The 21815-nt window shown below is 62.4% G+C and carries 21 protein-coding genes, 1 tRNA gene and 1 pseudogene; 14 read left to right on the top strand and 9 right to left on the bottom strand.

The window, feature by feature from the left end; genetic code table 11:
* Positions 1 to 61: 61 nt before the first annotated feature.
* The 3 genes from ACE04I_RS10150 to ACE04I_RS10140 are packed head-to-tail and all read right to left on the bottom strand — an operon-like array spanning position 62 to position 3276.
* Positions 62 to 1264 carry an ABC transporter permease gene (locus ACE04I_RS10150; protein ID WP_046792313.1) on the bottom strand — a complete coding sequence of 401 codons (1203 nt, stop codon included), beginning with the start codon at positions 1262 to 1264 and terminating at the stop codon, positions 62 to 64.
* A complete protein-coding gene (locus ACE04I_RS10145; RefSeq protein WP_046792312.1) occupies positions 1254 to 1970 on the bottom strand; it encodes an ABC transporter ATP-binding protein in 717 nt (238 codons plus the stop codon). The genes ACE04I_RS10150 and ACE04I_RS10145 overlap by 11 nt, the downstream gene beginning before the upstream one ends.
* 10 nt (positions 1971 to 1980) lie before the next feature.
* Positions 1981 to 3276 carry an efflux RND transporter periplasmic adaptor subunit gene (locus ACE04I_RS10140; RefSeq protein ID WP_487207011.1) on the bottom strand — a complete coding sequence of 432 codons (1296 nt, stop codon included), beginning with the start codon at positions 3274 to 3276 and terminating at the stop codon, positions 1981 to 1983.
* Positions 3277 to 3592: 316 nt separating this feature from the next.
* Here ACE04I_RS10140 and ACE04I_RS10135 point away from each other — a divergent pair, with 316 nt between their 5' ends.
* Positions 3593 to 4126 carry a PAS domain-containing protein gene (locus ACE04I_RS10135; protein ID WP_052760317.1) on the top strand — a complete coding sequence of 178 codons (534 nt, stop codon included), beginning with the start codon at positions 3593 to 3595 and terminating at the stop codon, positions 4124 to 4126.
* A gap of 273 nt (positions 4127 to 4399) precedes the next feature.
* On the opposite strand, the gene ACE04I_RS10130 is transcribed toward ACE04I_RS10135, so the two are convergent.
* Both ACE04I_RS10130 and ACE04I_RS10125 read right to left on the bottom strand, forming a co-directional pair.
* Positions 4400 to 4582: a hypothetical protein gene (locus ACE04I_RS10130; RefSeq protein ID WP_046792311.1), complete on the bottom strand. Its 183-nt coding sequence runs from the start codon at positions 4580 to 4582 to the stop codon at positions 4400 to 4402.
* 180 nt (positions 4583 to 4762) lie between these two features.
* Complete coding sequence (locus ACE04I_RS10125; RefSeq protein WP_156176910.1) at positions 4763 to 4918, bottom strand: hypothetical protein; 156 nt, start codon at positions 4916 to 4918, stop codon at positions 4763 to 4765.
* A 112-nt stretch (positions 4919 to 5030) separates the two neighbouring features.
* Here ACE04I_RS10125 and ACE04I_RS10120 point away from each other — a divergent pair, with 112 nt between their 5' ends.
* Positions 5031 to 5282, top strand: coding sequence for a hypothetical protein (locus ACE04I_RS10120; protein WP_137326616.1), 252 nt, complete (start codon positions 5031 to 5033; stop codon positions 5280 to 5282).
* 51 nt (positions 5283 to 5333) lie between these two features.
* On the opposite strand, the gene ACE04I_RS10115 is transcribed toward ACE04I_RS10120, so the two are convergent.
* A tRNA-Lys gene (locus ACE04I_RS10115) sits at positions 5334 to 5409 on the bottom strand.
* Positions 5410 to 5611: 202 nt separating this feature from the next.
* Here ACE04I_RS10115 and ACE04I_RS10110 point away from each other — a divergent pair.
* Together ACE04I_RS10110 and ACE04I_RS10105 are read left to right on the top strand one after the other, a co-directional pair.
* Positions 5612 to 6361, top strand: coding sequence for a cytochrome c biogenesis CcdA family protein (locus tag ACE04I_RS10110; protein WP_046792980.1), 750 nt, complete (start codon positions 5612 to 5614; stop codon positions 6359 to 6361).
* A gap of 46 nt (positions 6362 to 6407) precedes the next feature.
* On the top strand, positions 6408 to 7367 hold the full coding sequence (locus tag ACE04I_RS10105; RefSeq protein WP_487207010.1) for an AEC family transporter: 960 nt from the start codon (positions 6408 to 6410) through the stop codon (positions 7365 to 7367).
* On the opposite strand, the gene ACE04I_RS10100 is transcribed toward ACE04I_RS10105, so the two are convergent.
* Positions 7344 to 8546 carry a UbiH/UbiF family hydroxylase gene (locus ACE04I_RS10100; RefSeq protein WP_487207030.1) on the bottom strand — a complete coding sequence of 401 codons (1203 nt, stop codon included), beginning with the start codon at positions 8544 to 8546 and terminating at the stop codon, positions 7344 to 7346. The genes ACE04I_RS10105 and ACE04I_RS10100 overlap by 24 nt on opposite strands.
* 220 nt (positions 8547 to 8766) lie before the next feature.
* On the opposite strand from ACE04I_RS10100, the gene pcsA reads away from it, so the two are divergent.
* The 6 genes and pseudogenes from pcsA to glmU all read left to right on the top strand — a co-directional run bounded on the left by pcsA (position 8767) and on the right by glmU (position 15850).
* The gene (gene pcsA, locus ACE04I_RS10095; RefSeq protein ID WP_170986293.1) at positions 8767 to 9495 is read left to right on the top strand and encodes a phosphatidylcholine synthase; all 729 of its coding nucleotides are present in this window, start codon (positions 8767 to 8769) and stop codon (positions 9493 to 9495) included.
* A gap of 162 nt (positions 9496 to 9657) precedes the next feature.
* A pseudogene (locus ACE04I_RS10090) lies at positions 9658 to 11234 on the top strand (ABC transporter ATP-binding protein).
* Positions 11224 to 12312 (top strand): ABC transporter permease, encoded by a 1089-nt coding sequence (locus ACE04I_RS10085; protein WP_487207009.1) that lies wholly within the window; start codon positions 11224 to 11226, stop codon positions 12310 to 12312. Before ACE04I_RS10090 ends, ACE04I_RS10085 begins: the two are co-directional and overlap by 11 nt.
* Position 12313: 1 nt before the next feature.
* A complete protein-coding gene (locus tag ACE04I_RS10080) occupies positions 12314 to 13228 on the top strand; it encodes an ABC transporter permease (RefSeq protein ID WP_046792307.1) in 915 nt (304 codons plus the stop codon).
* Positions 13229 to 13271: 43 nt separating this feature from the next.
* Positions 13272 to 14345, top strand: coding sequence for a BMP family ABC transporter substrate-binding protein (locus tag ACE04I_RS10075; RefSeq protein ID WP_046792306.1), 1074 nt, complete (start codon positions 13272 to 13274; stop codon positions 14343 to 14345).
* A 143-nt stretch (positions 14346 to 14488) separates the two neighbouring features.
* Positions 14489 to 15850 (top strand): bifunctional UDP-N-acetylglucosamine diphosphorylase/glucosamine-1-phosphate N-acetyltransferase GlmU, encoded by a 1362-nt coding sequence (gene glmU / locus ACE04I_RS10070; RefSeq protein ID WP_046792305.1) that lies wholly within the window; start codon positions 14489 to 14491, stop codon positions 15848 to 15850.
* Here the strand turns inward: glmU and ACE04I_RS10065 are convergent.
* The gene (locus ACE04I_RS10065) at positions 15847 to 16014 is read right to left on the bottom strand and encodes a hypothetical protein (protein ID WP_156176908.1); all 168 of its coding nucleotides are present in this window, start codon (positions 16012 to 16014) and stop codon (positions 15847 to 15849) included. The two genes, glmU and ACE04I_RS10065, sit on opposite strands and share 4 nt — an antisense overlap.
* A gap of 213 nt (positions 16015 to 16227) precedes the next feature.
* Between ACE04I_RS10065 and glmS the strand changes: the two genes are divergently transcribed.
* Genes glmS through ACE04I_RS10050 form a run of 3 tightly spaced genes read left to right on the top strand, consistent with a single transcriptional unit; the run spans position 16228 to position 19271 of the window.
* Positions 16228 to 18054 carry a glutamine--fructose-6-phosphate transaminase (isomerizing) gene (gene glmS / locus ACE04I_RS10060; RefSeq protein ID WP_046792304.1) on the top strand — a complete coding sequence of 609 codons (1827 nt, stop codon included), beginning with the start codon at positions 16228 to 16230 and terminating at the stop codon, positions 18052 to 18054.
* The gene (locus ACE04I_RS10055; RefSeq protein ID WP_046792303.1) at positions 18051 to 18554 is read left to right on the top strand and encodes a GNAT family N-acetyltransferase; all 504 of its coding nucleotides are present in this window, start codon (positions 18051 to 18053) and stop codon (positions 18552 to 18554) included. The genes glmS and ACE04I_RS10055 overlap by 4 nt, the downstream gene beginning before the upstream one ends.
* A 15-nt stretch (positions 18555 to 18569) precedes the next feature.
* Entirely contained in the window at positions 18570 to 19271 is a 702-nt protein-coding gene (locus ACE04I_RS10050) for a DUF502 domain-containing protein (protein WP_046792302.1), read from the top strand.
* Positions 19272 to 19288: 17 nt separating this feature from the next.
* Here the strand turns inward: ACE04I_RS10050 and recG are convergent, their stop codons facing one another.
* Entirely contained in the window at positions 19289 to 21394 is a 2106-nt protein-coding gene (gene recG, locus ACE04I_RS10045) for an ATP-dependent DNA helicase RecG (RefSeq protein ID WP_046792977.1), read from the bottom strand.
* A gap of 88 nt (positions 21395 to 21482) precedes the next feature.
* Here recG and ACE04I_RS10040 point away from each other — a divergent pair, with 88 nt between their 5' ends.
* Positions 21483 to 21812 (top strand): FAD assembly factor SdhE, encoded by a 330-nt coding sequence (locus tag ACE04I_RS10040; RefSeq protein ID WP_046792301.1) that lies wholly within the window; start codon positions 21483 to 21485, stop codon positions 21810 to 21812.
* Positions 21813 to 21815 lie beyond the last annotated feature (3 nt).

The raw sequence follows: 21815 nt of genomic DNA, 5'->3' as shown, positions 1-21815 counted from the left end.
CTCGTCCTCGGGTTTAAACCCGAGGACGAGCATGACGGACAGCTGCCGTCTTTTGATTCAATCACTCGTGACGCAACGCCTCGATCGGGTTGAGCTGCGCCGCCCGGCGTGCCGGGAAATAGCCGAAGATCATGCCGATCGCCGCGGAAAAGGCGAAGGCGAGCAGGATGATCGTGGGGCTCGCCACGAAAGGCACGCCGAGGAAGCTGACGACGCCGTAGGCGAGCGCCAGCCCGGCAATGATTCCGGTCACGCCGCCGAAGATCGACAGCATGACCGCCTCCACGAGGAATTGGGTCAGCACCTGGTTTTCCAGCGCGCCGATCGCCAGTCTTATGCCGATCTCGCGGGTTCGTTCGGTCACCGAAACCAGCATGATGTTCATGATGCCGATGCCGCCGACGAGCAGGCTGACGGCCGCGACAGCGCCGAGAAGACCGGTGAGCAGGACCGTGGTACCCGTCATCGCAGCGGCCATCTGGGTCATGTCGTTGACCGAGAAATCGTCCTCGCGGCCGATGGCGATGCGCCGCCGCTCCCGCAGCAGGCTCTCGACATCCGACTGGACCTTGGCGGTGGAGACGCCGTCCTGCGCGGAGAGGATGATGCTGGAAATCGTCGTCGTGCCACCGATCCGCCGCTGATGCAGCTTGAGCGGCATGATGATCGTGTCGTCCTGGTCGTCGCCCATGCCGGACTGGCCCTTGACGGCGAGCACGCCGATGACCGGGCAGGCGATATTGCTGACGCGGATGTTCTGGCCGACGGGGTTGGCGGTGCCGAAAAGCTCCCGCCGTACGGTTTCGCCTATGACGCAGGCGGCCTGACCGCGCTCCTCTGCGGCGAGGAAATTGCGGCCGAGCCCGATCTCCCAGTCCTGGGCAATCAGATAATCGTTATTGGTGCCGATCACGCTCGTGGAATGATTGCGTCCGCCGGCGATCGCCGTTGCCGTTCCGCGATTGACGGGCGCGACGGCCCGCAATCCGTTCACCTGGTTGCGGATCGCCACTATGTCCTTGTCGGTGAAACGCTTGGCTTCCGTGCTCGCGCGCCCCGGTCCCCATTGGCCGGGACGGACGAAGAGCGTGTTCGTGCCAAGGCGCGAAAGCTCCTGCTGCACCTTGGCCGTCGTGCCGTTGCCGACGGTCACCATGGCAATGACCGCGGCCACGCCGATCACGACGCCGAGCACGGTCAGGAAGGAGCGCAGCATGTTGCGGCTGATCGCACGCCAGGCGAGCTTGGCCGTCTCAAAGAACATGGTCGGCCTCCTTCGCCTGCAACTGGTCGGACGAGAGATGCCCGTCGACGAAGCGCAGCAGCCGCTTGCCATAGGCGGCGATGTCCTCCTCATGGGTGACCATGATGACGGTGATGCCGCGATCGCGGTTGAGGCTGGTGATGAGCTCCATGATCTCGGTGCTGGTTTTGGTATCGAGATTGCCGGTGGGCTCGTCGGCCAGCAGGACTGCCGGATCGGTGACGATGGCGCGGGCGATCGCGACGCGCTGCTGCTGGCCGCCGGAAAGTTCCTGCGTCGTGTGGCCCTCACGGCCTCTTAAGCCCACCTGGGCAAGCGCGACAAGCGCCCGCTCGCGCCGTTCGCGCGCATCCATGCCGCGATAGACGAGCGGCAATTCGACGTTTTCGACGGCCGAGGTGCGCGCGAGCAGGTTGAAGCCCTGGAAGACGAAGCCCAGCATGTGCCGGCGAAGCAGCGTCAGCTGCGACCGGTCGAAACTGGTCGTCGGGATGCCCTGGAAGAGATATTCGCCGGAGGAGGGGATATCGAGCCCGCCGATGATGTTCATCGCCGTCGACTTTCCCGAGCCCGACGGTCCCATGATGGCGACGAACTCCCCGCGGGCGATCGACAGGTCGATCCGGTCGAGCGCGCGGATGGTCGCCTCGCCATGGCCGTAGAATTTCGAGACCTGCCTGAATTCGATGAGGGGAGCTTCGGTCATCGCCTTTCCTTTAGCTCGCGCGGATGGCCGCATCGGTTATCAGGAGATCGCCCTCCTTCAATTCGCCCGAGCGCAAAACCGTGAACTGTCCGTCCGTCGCGCCGGCCTCGACCGCCACGTGCTGCGGCGCGCCGTTGCGCAGCACCCATACGGCGCGGCCGTTGCCCGCTGTTCCCTCCGCACCGGCTCCCCGGCTGCCGCGGCGCGGCGGCGAAAACAGCCGCGTCAGGAAATTGCCGCGACCGCGGGCGTTCGCCGCGGGCGGGGAAAAGCGCAGCGCCGCATTCGGAATGAGCAAGGCGTCCGAAACCTCCTCGACCACGATATCGGCGGTCGCCGTCATTCCAGGTCGCAGCAGGAGATCGGCATTGTCGACGGTGAGTATCCCCTTGTAGGTGACCACGTTGGAAACGGTCTCCGAAGCGAAGCGCACGGCCTCTATGGAGGCGGGGAAACTGCGCTCGGGATAGGCATCGACCGAAAACGTCGCCTTCTGGCCCTCCCGCACCTGGCCGACATCGGCCTCGTCGACCGCCACCTGCAGTTCCATCTGGCGCAGATCGCCCGCGATGGTGAAAAGCACGGGCGCGTTGAGGGAGGAGGCGACCGTCTGGCCGGGTTCGACATCGCGGGTCAACACGATTCCATCAATCGGCGAGATGATCTTGAGCTTGGAGAGGTTCACTTCCGCAAGGCGAAGGTTCGCTTCGGCGGAGAGAACCGACGCCTCGTTGACCGCCTTCGTCGCGAGCGCCGCGTCATGAGCGAAACGCGCGGCATCCAATTCCTGCTGGGTGGAAACCCGGTTGCTGACGAGGCCCGAAAGGCGGTCGAACGTGGTCTTTGCCGATGCGGCCTCGGCTTCGGCCTTCAGCACGTTCGCCTTTGCGGAGGCGAGCTGGGCCCGCGCGCTCTGGACGTCGGCCTCCTGCTTGTTGGTGTCGAGCTCGGCCAGCACGTCGCCAGCCTTTACGTCGCTGTTATAGCTGACGTTGACCTTGCGCACGGTGCCGGAAAGTTCGCTGGAAATATCGATCTGGTCCGTCGGCTGCACCGATCCGGTAGCCGTCACGATGACGGAGAGGTCGCCGCGGTTCACCGGCTGGGTGGTGTAGTCATAGCGCGGCCCGCTGCCGCCGAAGAAGAAATAGGCCGCCGCGCCGCCGCCCGCGACGAGCGCCAGAAGAATGAGCCAGAGACCGAGACGCGAACGCGAGCGGCGATTGCCAGAAGCCGCAAGAACCGCGGCAAGGTCCGCGCTCTTGTCCGCTTTGCCGGCCGCATCGATATTCTTCTGCACGTTCACGTCTATGACCCTCGTTGAGACCCGATCTAAATAAGCGCAGGCGCACCGAAGCCAAGGGAAGGCATAGGATTCGATCTTCTACCGGCGGCTGCATGCGGTTTTCAATGCCATGAGGAACGGCGGGAACCTAGTGAATAATCGGTAATGCGGCGACCCGGTGCGTAGCCTTCGTTGCGATGGAGAAGCGCAGACGAGGGGGGCGGAACCTACGTCATCTTCCGTATCTCCACCCTTCTATTTGCTGATTGAGCACCACTTGAGACTGTAATCTACTGACTTAGACTTCCGCCCGTTGAAGCCCGAGTCGGAGAAGAGGATGGCATCTGAAGCCGGAAACGACCGAGACGGTCCTGTGAACGGGCACGCCTATGAAGAGCCCGGTATCTTTACCTGGGATCTGTCCATCGATGCGGTCTATTGCGATAGCGCGGTCGCCCGCTACTTCGACCTGGACGAGCGGGAAGCCGCGCATGGCCTGCCGCTCGGGATGTTCATGGATCGAATGCACGAGGATGATCGCAAGCGGGTGGCGCATGCGATTCGCGAGGCGGTGATAACCGGCGAACCTTATCGCGAGGAGTTTCGGACGGTGCATCGTGACGGTTCGGTGATGAACGTCCTGGCCTTCGGGCGTTGCTTTCGCAACCAGATGGGGGAGCCCGCTCATTACGCCGGCGTATTATGCCCCTTGCCGGTAGCGCCGTCGGTTCCGCGCGAACTGGCATGGCGCTGCATGGCGGCCTACGAACTTGCCGTGCAGGAAGGAAACGAAGAAGTCGCCGCCAGGCTGCTCGAGGCTCTGCGGGCGCTTGGCGTTCCGGAGCTTAGGTTGAGGGCCCATATATTTTGACGAAATGGTGTGAGGCGATCCGGATGAGATACGAGGCGAAAAACGCAGCCGATGTTTGGCATCGGCGAGGCTTTTCAACGAAGTAGATCGCCGGAGCGCCCACATCCTTCGGACACGCAAACGGCTTCGACCTGCGGCGTCGAAACTCTCGAATGGGCTCCTAGCCCATCCATTCGAGCTTCTCCTGGCATCTCTTTGCCGTTTGACGTGCCATTTCACCAAAATATATGCGTCCTCAACCTACCTTGTTCAGGTGTAACGCTCGCTCGGTCTTCACGGATTGCGCGGCGGTACGCCGAATCGCTCCGGCAGGAACGCCGTTTCGACGGAGGAGCCTGCAAGCCGATCCGTCTTCTCGGTCGTGACGGGTCCCGGAGCCCGCAACAAGGCGAGCGCAATGACGAAACCTGCGGCGAAGGCGATAGCCAGGGTGAGAAATCCGTTCTTCGTGCCCATGACGAATACTCCCTTGCGATCCAAAACGCGGCGGAGTGCTCCGGGGTTCCTGTTCCAGAGATTGGGTGTCATTTGTCCCTTGAACGCAGGGTCCAATAGCCGATGGCCCCGCAAAGCAAAACGACAACTCCCGCCATGGCTATGAGCGGAATGTTTCCTTCAAACATGTCTCTAACCTTGTCAGCCCGATACGGCATTGGGATCGGCCGGCGTCAGAACGAAAAACCAGATCGCGGCGATCGCCAGTGCGATCACGAAAATGATCGCGACGAACTTCATCATGTTGAAGCCGGCCGTCCGATCGGTGTCCTTCAATTGCTTTTCTCGCTCGTCCATGACCGAAGAACCGCGCCGGCGCTTCGAGGTTCCCTCGGAACATGCGATCCCTTGAACGGTTCGCCCCAGATGGGAGGTGCCTGAGATAGGAGGTGCCAGATAGGAGATGAATGTGAGCCACGATCCGGATCGGACCAGATACGATAGCGATGCGGGACCGGAGCTCCGCCGCCGCTCCAGGTGGGGCGCCTGGATAGCCGTCATCCTGATTGCGCTCGCGGGGGTGGTGATATGGGCGCAAGTCGGCGACGAGGGACGCGATTCGACCCGTCAATCGACCACGACATCGCCTCCGGACCCGAACGAGCCGGCTCCGGCCGGACCATCGACGCCTCCCATCAATCCGTCGACGCCTGGTGGATAAGGACGTTGCAGTTGCACAACCGTTTCGGCGCGGAAATAAAGTTCGGAAAAATGGTGAGAGCGCAGGGATTCGAACCCTGGACCTACTGATTAAAAGTCAGTTGCTCTACCAACTGAGCTACGCTCTCACGCTGGGTGCGCCTTGGCGCGTCCCCGAAAGTGCGCGGAACATATGCAGACGGCCCTTTGCGGTCAACCCGGAAAAACAGCAAAAATGCGGCTTCTTGCCGCTTTTGCCCGCTCGCGCGAAAAGGTGATTGGCATTCGCCGCTTACGTTGTTTAGGAGGGCGGGCATCGGAGCCTTGAAGGTTCGCCGTTCGGAGCAAGACGTGTCGATTGCCGAAATATCCCTGCTGAGTGCGCTTCTGGCAGGCGCACTGTCCTTCCTTTCTCCCTGCGTTCTGCCGCTCGTGCCGCCTTATCTCTGCTATATGGCGGGCATCTCGGTCGATCAGTTCCGTGGCGGTCAAACGCAGGTCGCTGCTGCCACCACACGCCGCGCGGTGCTGACTTCGGCGCTTTTCTTCACGCTCGGATTTGCCACCGTCTTCGTCGCGCTCGGGGCCGGCGCGTCTTCCATCGGTGTGCTCCTGCGCCAGCATCTCGATCTCTTGTCGAAGATCGGCGGCGTCATCATCATCATCATGGGCCTCAATTTCCTCGGGGTCTTCCGAATCGGTCTTCTGGCCCGCGAGGCGCGGTTCCAGGGTTCGGGCAGGCCGGCGAGCCTGTCCGGCGCCTATCTCATGGGGCTTGCCTTCGCTTTCGGCTGGACGCCCTGCATCGGCCCGGTGCTCGGAGCGATCCTCGGCGTGGCGGCCTCCCGCGACACGGTGGGCGAGGGGGCGACGCTGCTCGCCATCTATTCCCTCGGCCTCGCGGTACCGTTCTGGATCGCCGCGGGTTTTTCCGGTGCGTTCATGCGTTTCCTCACCCGTTTCCGCCACCATCTCGGAACGGTGGAAAAGATCATGGGTGTCTTCCTGATATTGACCGGTCTCGCTTTCATCTTCGGTTTCGTCAGTTCCGTCGCGATCTGGTTCCAGCAGACCTTTCCAATCCTGATGCAAATCGGCTAACGGAAGTTCTTCCGAACACACCCCGTGATCCTCACGGAAGGAACCGATGGCCGCTATCATAGCCCTCCTGCTGCCCTTCTTCGGGCTGATCCTCATCGGCTATCTCGCAGCCAGGATCACCAGGCAGCCTGCCGAGGCGCTCGGCTGGATGAACACGTTCATCATCTATGCGGCCCTGCCGGCGCTGTTCTTCAAGCTTGTCTCGCGAACCCCGATCGAGGACCTGGCGCGGATCGATTTCATCGCCACGGATATCGCGGCGACCTATCTCGTCTATGCCGCCCTATTCCTGATTGCCTGGTTGCGGCGCAATTCCTTCGGTGATTCCACCATCCAGGCCTTTGCCGGCGCCTATGGCAATATCGGCTATATGGGCCCGGGGCTGGCGCTGCTCGCCTTCGGAGAGGGGGCGGCCGTTCCGGTCGCGCTGATCGTCTGCTTCGAGAACGCCATGCACTTCATCGTCGCCCCGGCGATGATGGCGGTTGCCGGCGGCGACAAGCGTCCACCCGCGCAGGTGGGCTTCGAGGTGGTGCGGAAAGTGGCGCTTCACCCGTTCATTCTTTCCACGGCGCTGGGTTTTCTCGTGGCGGCTTCCGGCCTCGAGCCGCCGCTCGCATTCCAGCGGCTGGTGGATTATCTCGCTCAGGCCGCCGCGCCATGCGCGCTCTTTGCCATGGGCGTCACGCTGGCTCTTCGGCCCTTGAAGCGGGTGCCGGTGGAGATCGGTTATCTTTCGCTAGTGAAACTCGTTCTCCTGCCTGCCACCGTCTATGTGGTCCTGTCGGCGGCAGGAGATTTCGATCCTGTATGGGTCTATTCGGCCGTGCTGCTCGCGGGTCTGCCCACGGCCACCAATGTCTTCGTCATCAGCCAGCAATATGGCGTATGGCAGGAGCGGGCCTCGGCGACCGTGCTGATCACGACGGCGCTTTCGGTCCTGACGCTACCCGTCCTGCTTTATCTGATCACCAGCGGTTTCTTACCGCCGGACCTCTTTCCGTAAAGTTTCGAAGATGGCTCGAAAGCCCCCGCCGGGTTCGAGCCCCTCGCGCATCAAGAGATTGCGGAAGGGCGGCGCGCTGTTGAGGATGTGAAGGCCGGCGGCGCGCACCATCTGCGTGGGCAAGAAATCGCTGAGCAGCGACCGGTTGAGGAGATCCACGCCGAATGTGCGGCTCATGATGTCCGCCCGGCGGCGGCGGTTGAAACGGTTGCCCGCATCGGCGGGGATCGGCCGATCCGCGGCGGCGGTAAGCAGTTCCGAAAGCGTGATCACGTCGCGCAGCGAAAGATTGAGGCCCTGCGCACCGATCGGCGGAAAGGCGTGCGCGGCCTCGCCGACCAGCGCGATGCGGTCCTTGCCGAAACGGTCGGCCATCAGGCTCGATAGCGGCCAGGTCTGGGCACCGGGTTCCACGGTAACCTTGCCGAGCATCGACTGCATGCGAGCCTCGACCTCCCGGGACAACTCCTCGATCGGCAAAGCCATCAGCCGCTCGGCTTCCTCCGGCTTCACGACCCAGACGAGACTGGAGCGCAGGCCCGGAAGCGGCACTTGCGTGAAAGGACCGGTCTCGGTGTGAAATTCCGTCGAGACATTACCGTGCGGCAGCGTGTGGGAGAAGTTCAGCACGACAGCGGACTGGCGATAGGACCAGCGGCGTGCGCCAATCCCGGCGCTTTCCCTGACTTTGGAATTGCGCCCATCCGCTCCGATCACGAATGCGGCTGCAATCGTCTCGCCGCCGGCAAGCGTCAGCGTCACGCGCTCGGGGGAATGGTCGAGCACGACGACGCTTTCGTCGAGGCGGGTGATGTTCGCCTCCGCGGCTACCCCTGCCTGGAGCGTCTCCAGGAGGACACGGTTGGGGATGTTGTAGCCGAAGGCGTAGAGCTCGACGTCGGCGGCGCGGAACTGAGCCGTCGGCGCGCGCAATAGACGGTTCGTGGCGTCGATGATCTGCATGACGGAGAGGGGGGCGGCGAGCGGCGCTATTCTGTCCCAGAGGCCGAGCCGTTCGAGCAGACGGATCGACTGGTCCATCAGCGCGGTGGTGCGTTCGTCGGCTTTTTCCGCAGCCGGCGCGATCAAGGCGACCTTGCGTCCGCCGCGGGCGAGCGCCAGCGCAGCTATCGAACCGGCAAGTCCTCCGCCCACGACCGTGATCTCGAAATCCTGCATATCCTTCATCCCGTTCGACCCTTCGCGCGACCTACGCGATGGGGATTCGCTTGACCGCTATCTAGAGCCTGACGCCCGCCATATCCATGGGACAAGTCGGCACGCCGTGGAAAAACCGCCAATTTGCTGTGGTGGAACCGAACGTTGCGGGTGCTGACCGTTGCAAAGCGCCCTGATTGGCCGCATACCTCGAACAATCGAGGAAAGGCGGGGCTGACGCGTGATCAGACGAATCTTCAATTACCGGAATGTGCCCTATGCCGAAATTCGGGCCTTCAGCGTCCATCTGCTGACCGCGTCGGGGTCGTTCCTCGCTTTCCTCGGCGTGGTTGCTGCGGCCGAGCGGCGTTTCGTGGACATGTTCTGGTGGCTGGGACTGGCGCTGCTCGTCGATGGGATCGACGGACCGATCGCCCGCAAGGTGCGGGTCAAGGAGGTTCTGCCGAACTGGTCCGGCGATACGCTCGACAACATCATCGACTACGTCACCTATGTGCTGCTGCCGGCCTTCGCGCTCTATCAGAGCGGCATGATCGGCGAGCCCTGGTCATTCGTCGCGGCCGGGATGATCGTGGTGTCGAGCGCGATCTACTACGCCGACACGGGCATGAAGACGGACGAATACTTCTTTTCCGGCTTTCCGGTCGTCTGGAACATGGTTGTCTTCACCCTCTTCGTGATCCAGGCGAGCGCGGTCACGGCAATGGTCGTGGTTTCCATATCCGTCGTGCTCACCTTCCTGCCGATCAATTTCCTGCACCCGGTTCGGGTCAAGCGGTTGAGAATATTGAACCTCGGCATCTTTCTCCTGTGGTGCGCCATGGGCGGCTATTCGCTGCTTCTGCACTTCGACTCGCCGTCCTGGCTGGTTCTCGGCGTCGTCGTGACGGGTATCTACCTCTACTGCATCGGCGCGGTGCTGCAGCTCTTCCCCAAGCTCGGTGGATAATCGAACGTTTCTCCGGGAAGTCTTTCTTTAGAGTTGTGCGTAGCAACAAAAACGTTATCAATGAAACGTCCGGATTGAAGGGCCGGGCGGCGTTCAAAACAATGCGCTTCGTATCGACCAAAGCCTCGAAGAAGGCGGGAACGAAGCGAACGAGGGGGTTCAGTGACTGTATCCGAAGGTCCGGCGGCAGTTCCGCTCTTATCGGTGCGGGGATTGACCAAGCTTTTCGGCAATTTTGCCGCTTGCGACGCGATAGAACTGGATGTTGCGGCCGGTGAAATTCACGCTCTGCTCGGGGAAAACGGCGCCGGCAAATCCACTCTCGTGAAGATGCTGTTCGGCGTGCTCGAGCCGACAGCCGGCCAGATCAGCTCTGGAACGGCGCCCCCGTCACGATCCGTTCCCCGGGCGAGGCGCGCCGCCGCGGCATCGGCATGGTGTTCCAACATTTCTCACTATTCGAGGCGCTGACAGTCGCCGAAAATATCGCGCTGTCGCTCGATCCAAAGATATCGCTTTCGAGGATTTCCGACGAGGCGGCCTCCCTTTCCAAGGCTTACGGCCTGCCGCTCGATCCAAAGGCGCATGTGGCCGACCTTTCCGTCGGAGAGCGCCAGCGCATCGAGATCGTGCGGGCGCTTCTACAGAATCCGAGCCTCATCATCTTGGACGAGCCGACTTCGGTGCTGACGCCGCAGGAAGCCGACAGGTTGTTCGAAACGCTGTTCAAGCTCAAGGATGAGGGGCGCTCGGTCCTCTATATCAGCCACAGGCTGGAGGAGGTGCGCCGCATCTGCGACCGCGCCACCGTCCTGCGCCACGGCAAGGTAAGGGGAGCCTGCGATCCGAAGAAGGAGACGCCGGCCTCGCTAGCCCGCATGATGGTCGGCTCCGACGTGGCGGAGGTGCATCGCGACGAGACGGCGAAGCTGGGCGACGTGCAGATCGAGATGGATAGTCTTTCCGTCGCTGCGCGGACGCCTTTCGCCGTATCGCTGAAGAACATCTCCATGAAGGTTCGCGCCGGCGAGATCCTGGCGATTGCGGGCGTCGCCGGAAACGGCCAGGGCGAGCTTTTCGATGCGCTTTCCGGCGAATATCCGGTGGCGGACGACAATGCGATCCGGCTACGGGGCAAGCCGGTCGGACGGCTCGGCATCAACGGTCGCAGATTGCTGGGCGCGGGCTTCGTGCCGGAGGAACGGCATGGCCATGCGGCGGTCGCCGCGATGCCGCTTTCCGACAATCTGCTGCTTGCCCGCAGCCAGTCGGACAAACGGGCTTTCCTGACGGGCGGCGGCATGTCGGTCATCCGTCACGATGCTGTCCGCTCCGCCACACGGCGCATCTGTCAGGCCATGGATGTTCGCAAAAGCGGCGAGGACCCGCAGGCCGGCTCGCTTTCCGGCGGCAATCTGCAGAAATTCATCGTCGGACGCGAGCTCGACCGTCAGCCTGCGGTTCTGGTGGTCAACCAGCCGACCTGGGGCGTGGATGCCGGTGCCGCAAGTCATATCCGTCAGGCCCTGATCGATCTCGCCAAGGCGGGTTCCGCCGTCGTCGTCATCAGCCAGGATCTCGATGAGATTTTCGAGGTGGCGACCAGTATCGCCGTCATCTCCGAAGGCAGGCTGTCCAAGCCTCATGCGGCCGGGGCACTGACGCTGGAGCGCATCGGCCTCATGATGGGCGGCATTCATGAAAGTCATTCGATGCCGGAGGCCGCCGATGCGCATTGAGCTCGAGAAACGCCCCCGCATCTCCGGCCTGTTTTCGAGCCTCTCGCCGCTGCTCGCGCTTGCGTTGACGCTGGTGTTCGGGGCGATCATGTTCAGCCTGCTCGGCAAGGACCCGATCGATGCGCTCTACAGCTTCTTCGTAGAGTCGCTGCTGGAAGTCTGGTCGCTGCATGAACTCGCGATCAAGGCTGCACCGCTGATCCTCATCGCGGTCGGCCTTTCGGTCTGCTTTCGCTCGAACAACTGGAATATCGGCGCCGAGGGCCAGTTCACCATGGGCGCCATTGCCGGCTCGATCCTGCCGGTCATGAACCCCGAATGGCATTCGCCGATGATCCTTCCGCTGATGCTCGTCATGGGCATGATCGGCGGCGCTCTCTACGCCGGCATTCCGGCCCTTCTCAAGACGCGCTTCAACACAAATGAAATTCTGACGAGCCTGATGCTCGTCTATATCGCCCAGCTCTATCTGGATTGGCTGACGCGCGGGCCTTGGCGCGATCCGCAAGGCTACAACTTCCCGCAGACCAAGGCCTTCGTCACCGAGGCGGTGCTTCCGGAAATCCTTGCCTCCGGCCGGGCGCATTGGGCATTTATTTTCGCGATCGTCGCGGCGATTGCCGTCTGGTTCATGATGCGCTTCATGCTGAAGGGCTTCGAGGTCTCGGTGCTCGGCCAGTCGGAGCGGGCAGGGCGTTTCGCCGGCTTCTCGGCCAGGCGGATGGTCTGGTTTTCCATGCTGCTGTCGGGCGCGCTCGCCGGCCTGGCCGGGATTTCGGAAGTCTCCGGTTCGATAGGCCATCTGCAGCCGATCATCTCGCCGGGCTACGGTTTCACCGCCATCATCGTCGCCTTTCTCGGCCGCCTGAACCCGCTCGGCATCATCGCCGCCGGCCTGGTGCTGGCGCTCACCTATCTCGGAGGCGAGGCGGCGCAGCTATCCATCGGCATTTCCGACAAGGTGGCGCGCGTCTTCCAGGGATTGCTGCTCTTCTTTGTGCTCTCCTGCGATACGCTCATCCACTATCGCATCAGGCTGATATTCGCTGGAGCCAAGCCGGCGGAGGCGAGGGGCTGACATGTTCGAAGCGATCCTCCTGACGGTCATCACCGCATCCACCCCCCTGGTCGTCGCCGCGCTCGGCGAGCTGGTGGCGGAGCGTTCCGGCGTCCTGAACCTCGGCGTCGAGGGGATGATGATCATGGGCGCCGTTTTCGCCTTCGCCGCCACCCGGTACACCGGCTCGCCCTATATCGGTATTCTCGCCGGCATTGCCGGCGGGGCGCTGTTTTCCCTGCTTTTCGGTTTTCTGACGCTGACGCTCGTCGCCAACCAGGTCGCGACGGGTCTTGCGCTCACCATCCTGGGGCTCGGGCTTTCCGGACAGATCGGCGAGAGCTTCGTCGGCCAGCCCGGCATCAAGCTGCAGCCGATCGTAATTCCGCTCCTCTCGGAAATCCCGTTCCTCGGAAAGGTGCTCTTCAGTCAGGATCTGATCTTCTATCTCTCGATTGCCCTGATCATCGGTATCCACTGGTTCCTGTTCCGCAGCCGCGCAGGCTTGAAGCTGCGCGCAATCGGCGACAATCACGGTTCCGCCCATGCGCTCGGCATCCATGTCATCCGCATGCGCTATCTGGCCGTCATGTTCGGGGGCGCCTGTGCGGGCCTGGCGGGCGCGCAGCTTTCGCTCGTCTACACGCCGCAATGGGTGGAGAACATGTCCGCCGGCCGCGGCTGGATCGCGCTCGCGCTCGTCGTGTTCGCCTCCTGGAGGCCGTGGAGGGTTCTGGCGGGCGGCTATCTCTTCGGCACGGTGACGATCGGGCAGTTGCACGCACAGGCTTTCGGCATCGGCGTGCCCACCCAGCTTCTCTCCGCACTTCCTTATGCGGCTACTATTGTCGTGCTGATCATCATCTCGCATAATCGCCGCACGACGCTCATCAATACGCCGGCTTCGCTCGGGAAACCATTCGTTCCCGACCGGTAACCGCGGTAGAAACAACCCGTCTTCACGCCAATAGAGGTTAGAAATGAAGAAACTGATTATCGCCCTTGCCGCCTCGGCAGCCCTGTTGGGTGGGCTTGCGACCGGCGCGTCCGCCCAGGACAAGACCAAGGTCTGCTTCATCTACGTCGGTTCGAAGACGGATGGCGGCTGGACGCAGGCTCATGACATCGGCCGTCAGGAGCTTCAGAAGGCGCTCGGCGAGAAGATCGAGACGCCGTTCCTGGAAAGCGTGCCGGAAGGCCCGGATGCGGAGCGCGCGATCGAGCGCATGGCCCGTTCCGGTTGCGCGCTGATCTTCACGACCTCGTTCGGCTTCATGGACGCGACGATCAAGGTCGCTGAAAAATTCCCGGACATAAAGTTCGAGCACGCCACCGGCTTCAAGGCCGCGCCGAATGTCGCGACCTATAATTCCCGCTTCTATGAAGGCCGCTATATCCAGGGCCAGATCGCCGCAAAGATGTCGAAGAAGGGCCTTGCCGGCTACATCGCATCCTTCCCGATCCCGGAAGTGGTGATGGGCATCAATGCCTTCGAACTCGGCGCGAAGTCCATCAACCCCGATTTCAAGCTGAAGGTCGTCTGGGCCAACACCTGGTTCGATCCCGGCAAGGAAGCCGATGCCGCCAAGGCTCTGATCGACCAGGGCGTCGATATCCTGACCCAGCACACCGACACGACGGCACCGATGCAGGTTGCGGCCGAGCGTGGCATTCTCGCCTTCGGTCAGGCATCCGACATGATCGCCGCCGGCCCGAAGACGCAGCTCACCGCGATCGTCGATACCTGGGGCGCCTATTACATCAAGCGCACCAACGCGCTCCTCGACGGCACCTGGAAATCCGAGCAGATCTGGGATGGTCTCAAGGACGGCATTCTCACCATGGCGCCCTATACCAACATGCCGGATGACGTGAAGGCGATGGCGGAGGAGACCGAAGCCAAGATCAAGTCGGGCGAGCTGCACCCCTTCACCGGCCCGATCAACAAGCAGGACGGTTCGCCCTGGCTCGCGGCCGGCGAGAAGCCGGAGGACGGCGTGCTGCTCGGCATGAACTTCTACGTCGAAGGCGTGGACGACAAGCTTCCGCAGTAATACTTGGCTCACCCCTCCTTCGAGGGGTGAGTGAAGGGCGCCTTCGGGCGCCCTTTTTGTTTCTTGGGGATACAAGCTGTTTATCGCCCTTCAACCGTCTTGCTGCTAAAAGCCCGCGAAATGGATTGAATCGGAGATTCCTGATGAGCCGCTCCTGCCTTGCCGTGATCCTCGCCGCCGGCGACAGCACCCGCATGAAATCCTCCATGTCGAAAGTGCTGCACCCGATTGCCAGCCGGCCGATGATCGCGCATGTGATGGCGGCGGTGGCCTCCGCGGGCATGACGGATGCGGCGCTGGTGGTCGGGCGCGATGCGGATGCCGTTGCGAAGGCCGGCGCCGTCGAAGACGTCACGGTGGAGGCCTTCCTGCAGACCGAACGCCTCGGAACGGGCCATGCGGTACTGGCGGCGAAGGATGCGATCGCTCGCGGCTATGACGACGTCCTCGTCGCCTATGGCGACGTGCCTCTGATTACGTCGGGACCCTTTCTGGCGGCACGGCAGAAGCTCGCCGAGGGGGCGGACGTGGTGGTGATCGGCTTTCATACCGACAAGCCGACCGGCTATGGCCGCCTGCTGGTCGAAAATGGCGAACTCGTTGCGATCCGCGAGGAGAAGGACGCGACCGAGGAAGAGCGCAAGGTCACCTGGTGCAATAGTGGGCTGATGGCGATTAATGGCCGCAAGGCGCTCGCGCTTCTGGAAAAGATCGGCAACGACAACGCCAAGGGCGAATATTATCTGACCGATCTCGTCGAGATCGCCCGCGCGGCCGGCGGCAGGGTCGTCGCGGTGGATGCGCCGGAGGCCGAACTGACCGGCTGCAACAACCGCGCCGAACTCGCCCAGATCGAAAAGCTCTGGCAGGAGCGCCGCCGTTATGAACTGATGCTCTCGGGCGTGACGATGATCGCACCGGAAACCGTTTTCCTTGCCTATGACACGGAGATCGGCCAGGACGCGGTGATCGAGCCGAATGTGGTCTTCGGGCCGGGCGTCACGGTCGAGGGTGGCGCTGTCGTTCATGCCTTCTCGCATCTGGAAGGCGCGCATGTGAGCGCCGGCGCTACTGTCGGGCCGTTCGCGCGGCTGCGTCCCGGTGCGCATCTTGCCGCCGGCTCCAAGGTCGGCAATTTCTGCGAGGTGAAGAAGGCCGAGATCGGCGAAGGCGCCAAGGTCAACCACCTGACCTATATCGGCGACGCCTTTGTGGGCGCGCACTCGAACATCGGTGCCGGTACCATCACCTGCAACTACGATGGTGTGAACAAGCATGTGACCCGCATTGGCGCGAATGCCTTCATCGGCTCGAATTCCGCCCTCGTCGCGCCGATCTCCATCGGTGACGGAGCCTATGTAGCCTCCGGCAGCGTCATCACCGCCGATGTCCCCGCCGACGCCCTGGCACTAGGTCGAGCAAGGCAGGAGGTGAAGCCGGAGCGTGCGAAGGTCATTCGCGAGCGGGCGCTTGCCTTCAAGGCCGCGAAGAAGGCGAAAGGCTAACCCGTAATTGCGGCGTAGAGGATGATCGTCAGATAAAGCACGAACGCCGCGACGCCGACACCGATGATGAACAGCACCAGACCGCGGCCTGCCTGTCTTTTCACAGCTTTTTCGGCCGGCGGATCGCTCGGCTGAACGATGGGGTCGTTGTCCTGGTTGGTCATGGCCCTCGACCGGTTGCGTTACGTTGATACTAACCGCATGGAAGCGCCGGTGGTTCCCTGGTGTGATGTCACCGGGCGGTGAGGCTTAGACTGAAAGGTGGCGTTAAAGCGTTCGCGTTACTTTCAGATATCGAAAGTGACCGGCAGGCAGATTGCGCAAAGCGGGCAATCCGCTAGGAATTCGCCCGGTTCAACCAAACGGAGAGATTGTTCATGTGCGGGATTGTCGGGATCGTCGGAAGGGAAGCGGTGGCGGGGCGGCTCGTCGATGCGCTGCGGCGGCTCGAATATCGCGGTTATGATTCCGCCGGCGTCGCGACGATCCACGGCGGCAGGATGGACCGGCGCCGCGCCGAAGGAAAGCTCTTCAATCTGGAGAAAAGGCTTGATGCCGAGCCGCTGCCGGGCGTGATCGGCATTGCCCATACCCGCTGGGCCACCCATGGCGTGCCGAACGAGACCAATGCCCATCCGCATTTCGTGGGGGGTGTCGCCGTCGTCCACAACGGCATCATCGAGAACTTCTCCGAACTGAAGGATGAACTTCTTTCCGAAGGCGCGGTTTTCGAGAGCCAGACCGATACGGAAGTGGTCGCTCATCTCCTGGCCAAATACCTGCGTCAGGGCCTGGACCGCCGCGCTGCGATGCTTGCCATGCTGAATCGCGTCGCCGGCGCCTATGCGCTGGTGGTGATGTTCGAGGATGATCCGGGTACGATCATGGCCGCCCGTTTCGGGCCGCCGCTCGCAATCGGACATGGCCAGGGCGAGATGTTCCTGGGCTCGGATGCGATCGCGCTCTCTCCCTTCACCAACGAGATCACTTACCTGGTCGACGGCGACTGCGCCATCATGACAGCAAAAGGCGTCGAGATCGTCGATTACTCCGGCAGACCAGTGCAGCGGCGCAGCCAGATTTCTCAGGCATCTGCCTTCATGGTGGACAAGGGCAACCACCGGCACTTCATGGAGAAGGAAATCTATGAGCAGCCGGAGATCATCTCGCACGCATTGAGCCACTATATCGATTTTGCCGCAAACACGGTGAAGAGGAACGAGACCGAGATCGATTTCGGCAAGGTCTCCGGCCTTGCGATCTCCGCCTGCGGCACGGCCTATCTTTCCGGCCTCATCGGCAAATACTGGTTCGAGCGCTATGCGCGTCTGCCGGTCGAGATCGATGTCGCCTCGGAATTCCGCTATCGCGAATTGCCGCTTTCACCCTCCCAGGCAGCGCTCTTCATCTCGCAGTCCGGCGAGACCGCCGACACGCTTGCCTCATTGCGCTACTGCAAGCAGGAAGGGCTGAAGATCGGCGCGATCGTGAATGTCAGGGAATCCACGATCGCCCGCGAATCCGATGCGATCTTCCCGATCCTGGCCGGACCGGAAATCGGCGTCGCTTCCACCAAGGCCTTCACCTGCCAGCTCGCCGTTCTGGCCGCACTCGCGATCGGCGCCGGCCGTGCGCGCGGAACCGTATCGGCAGAGCAGGAAACGGCAATGGTTCGCCATCTCGCCGAGATGCCACGCATCATGAGCCGGGTACTGAACGAGGTTCAGCCTCAGATAGAATCTCTCTCGCGCGATCTCTCCCGCTTCAAGGATGTGCTCTATCTCGGCCGCGGCACCAGCTATCCGCTGGCGCTCGAGGGTGCTCTGAAGCTCAAGGAAATCTCCTATATTCATGCCGAAGGCTATGCCGCGGGCGAGCTGAAGCACGGGCCGATCGCGCTCATCGACGAGAACATGCCGGTCATCGTCATCGCCCCGCATGACCGCTTCTTCGAAAAGACAGTCTCGAACATGCAGGAAGTGGCCGCGCGCGGCGGCAGGATCATCTTCATTACCGACGAGAAGGGCGCAGCCGCCTCCAAGCTGCCGACCATGGCGACCATCACGCTGCCGAACGTCGACGAGATCATCGCTCCGATGATCTTCTCGCTGCCCATCCAGTTGCTTGCCTATCACACGGCCGTCTTCATGGGGACCGATGTCGACCAGCCGCGCAACCTCGCCAAATCGGTGACGGTGGAATGATCATCCGGCCGGAAAATCCGGGCGACGAGGCCGCGATTCATTCGGTGACGGAACTGGCTTTCGCCGGCCATCCGCACAGCGACGGCAGCGAGCCGTTGATCGTCGATCGGTTGCGCAAAGCCGGTGCCCTGGCTTTCTCCGTGGTAGCGGAGGAAGAGGGGAAAATCCTCGGTCATGCCGCTTTTTCCCGTGTGCAGATATCCGATGGCGCGGCGGACTGGTATGGCCTGGGTCCGGTTTCCGTTCACCCGCAACGGCAAGGCGAGGGGATCGGCAGCGCATTGATCCGGAAAGGCCTGGATGAGCTTCGCGCAATCGGTGCTAAGGGTTGCGTGGTGGCCGGCGATCCGGCCTATTACGGCCGCTTCGGTTTCAACCGGAACGACGAGCTTGTGCTGCCCGATTTCCCGCCTGACTATTTCATGGCGCTGGCCTTGCATGGGTCGATGGCATCCGGCATTGTCACCTATCACAAGGCCTTTTACGGCGACACAGCATGACATGACGGAACGCGGATGAACGACAGTCCGGAAAGAATTTCGCTGGCCGGGCGCATCCGGAATAATTTCCTGGCAGGTCTCATCATCTGCGCGCCGCTTGCCATCACTGTATGGCTGACTTTCGCGCTGATCGACTGGGCCGACAGCTGGGTCACGCCCTATATTCCGCAGCGCTACGACCCCCAATATTATTTCAACATCACTATTCCCGGCACGGGCCTGCTGATCGCGGTGGTGTTCATCACCATCATCGGTTTTCTCGGCAAGAACCTGATCGGCCGCTCGATCGTCAATTTCGGCGAATCCCTGCTGCACCGGATGCCGCTCGTCCGGACGATCTACAAGAGCTTGAAGCAGATCTTCGAGACCGTGCTGAAGGAGCAGTCGACCTCTTTCAAGAAGGTCGGTCTGATCGAATTTCCGAGCCCCGGCACCTGGGCGCTGGTTTTCATAGCCGGCAACGCGCAGGGTGAGGTAGCCGCGCGTCTCAACGCGCAAGGCGAGGAAATGATGGCCGTGTTCCTGGCACCGACGCCGGTTCCGACTGCCGGCTTCCTGATGTTTGTGCCGAAAAGCAAGATCATCATGCTCGACATGACGCCGGAGGAAGGGGCGAAGCTCCTGATCTCAGGCGGCCTGATCGCTCCGGAATACAAGCCTAGGAAGGCCGCGCCCACCGCGGTAATTCCAAGCCCGCCGGAACCTTCCGGCTCCTGATCGTCGGGGAGCTACATTCATCCCGCCCGCAGGAACCGGATCGCCTCGTCGCGTCGATGAAGGTAGAGGAGCACGCGCATGTTCTGGCCGCGGTCGCTCGTGAGTTCCGGATCGCGCTCCAGAAGATAGGCGGCATCCTTGCGGGCGATCTCGAGCAGGTCTGCATGTGCTTCCAGACTGGCGATCCTGAAGCCCGGCGTGCCGGACTGGCGGGTGCCGAGGAGTTCGCCTTCGCCGCGAAGACGCAAGTCCTCCTCGGCGATCAGGAAGCCGTCCTCGCTATCGCGCAGGATGGAAAGACGAGCCTTTCCGGTTTCGCTGAGCGGCCCCTTGTAGAGCAGGATACAGGTCGAGGCCTCGTCTCCGCGCCCGACACGGCCGCGAAGCTGGTGAAGCTGGGCAAGCCCGAACCGCTCGGCATGTTCGATGACCATGATTGTCGCATCGGGCACGTCGACGCCCACTTCTACCACGGTCGTCGCCACCAGCAGCCGGATTTCGCCGCTCTTGAAGGCGGTCATCACCGCGTCCTTTTCGGGCCCGGACATGCGCCCATGAACGAGGCCGACGTCGCGGCCGAGCTCCTTGGCGAGAACCGCATGCCGCTCTTCGACTGACATCAGTTCGGAAACGTCCGACTCCTCGACGAGAGGGCATATCCAATAGGCCTTCTTTCCCTCGGCGATGGCGGCTCGCAGCCGTGAAACGATCTCGCCGATGCGTTCGGTCGGTATCGTCACCGTCTGGATCGGCTTGCGGCCGGCCGGTTTTTCGGTGAGCTTCGAAACATCCATGTCGCCGAAGGCGGCAAGCACCAGCGTACGGGGAATGGGGGTTGCGGTCATCACCAGCATATGCGGTGAAATGCCTTTCGCAGTCAGCCGAAGACGCTGATGCACCCCGAAGCGATGCTGTTCGTCCACCACGGCCAGAAGAAGATTGTGATAATTGATCGCATCCTGGAAAAGCGCGTGAGTACCGATGACGATCTGCGCCTCGCCGGAGGCGATCCTTTCCGCAATCGCATCGCGCTCGCGGCCCTTGGTACGGCCGGTCAGAACTTCGACATTGATGCCGGCCGCCCCGGCCAGTTTGGAAATCGTCTGGAAATGTTGCCTGGCCAGGATTTCAGTCGGCGCCATCAACACGGCCTGTCCGCCGGCCTCGACCGCTGCCGCCATGGAAAGCAGCGCGACCAGTGTTTTTCCCGCGCCGACATCGCCCTGCAGCAGGCGCAGCATGCGGGTGTCGCCCGCCATGTCCTTCAATATGTCTTCGACGGCGCTCTTCTGACTTGGCGTCAGCGAAAAGGGCAGATCAGCGATGATCTTCGCGGCAAGATCGCCCTTGACCCTGATCGGCTCTCCGGGAACCCGGCGCAGCCGCTGGCGCACGAGGGAGAGCGATACCTGGCCGGCTAGAAACTCGTCATAGGCGAGCCTGCGCCGGGCAGGGGACTGCGGGTCGATATCCGCCTCGTCGCGCGGATCATGCAATCGGCGAAAGCTGTCGCCGGCGGACAGGAATCCCTGGCGCTGGAAAAGGGCTTCGTCGATCCACTCCGGCAAGGCCGGAAGTCGCGCGATTGCGCCGTCGATCGCCTTTCGCAGCACTTTCGGCGAAAGGCCGGCGGTCAGCGGATAGACAGGCTCGATCAGCGGCAGGCTTTCCGCCTCGGACGCTTTCACGATGAAGTCCGGATGGACCATGGAAGGCCGGCCGTTGAACCAGTCGACCTTGCCGCTGACCATCACCGTTTCATCGAGCGGCAGCGATTTCTGCAGCCAATCGCCCTTGGCCCGGAAGAACGTCAACGCCAACTCGCCGGTCTCGTCATGCAGGAAGACGCGATAGGGGACGTTCGGCTTGCCGCGCGGCGGCGGCTGATGCCGGTCGACACGGCCCTCGATCGTGACGATGGCCCCCTGGGGTGCCAGCGCGATGCCGGGGCGATTGCGCCGGTCGATGAGGGAATAGGGGGCGTGGAAAAGCAGGTCGATGACCCGGCAGTCGTCCGCGTCTTCGCGGCCGGTAACACGCGCGATCAATTCGGCAAGCTTGGGACCGACGCCCGCAAGCGACGCGACGGAAGAGAATAGTGGGTCAAGGACTGCGGGGCGCATGGCAGCAAAATGCGATGGATTTTGGCGATTTGGCAAGGTGACGGGGGCGGAAAAGCATCCTATATGAACCGCAACAAAGGATACGGACATGACTGGACTTGCGCGCACGAGCGCCGATCTCGATCCTCGCCGCCGGCGCATCCTCTATCGTTGCTGGCATCGCGGCATCCGGGAAATGGACCTCGTCTTCGGCAGTTTCGCCGAGGCCGAGATCGGCACCCTCTCGGATGCGGAGCTCGATGAATTCGAGGCGATCATGAGCGAGGACGATCACGATCTGCATGCCTGGATCACCGGCGCCAGGCCTTTGCCGAACCACCTGCAGACGCCGCTTTACGAGCGTGTCGCCGCCTACAAGCCGGATTTCGATCCGGTGACCAGGGCCTCGTTGGAAGCGAGGCTCAAGCAGACCCCATGAATT

It is taken from the genome of Rhizobium moroccans (assembly GCF_057559155.1).
Note: the sequence above shows the minus strand (reverse complement) of the source record. Positions and strands in the feature narration are given on the sequence as shown.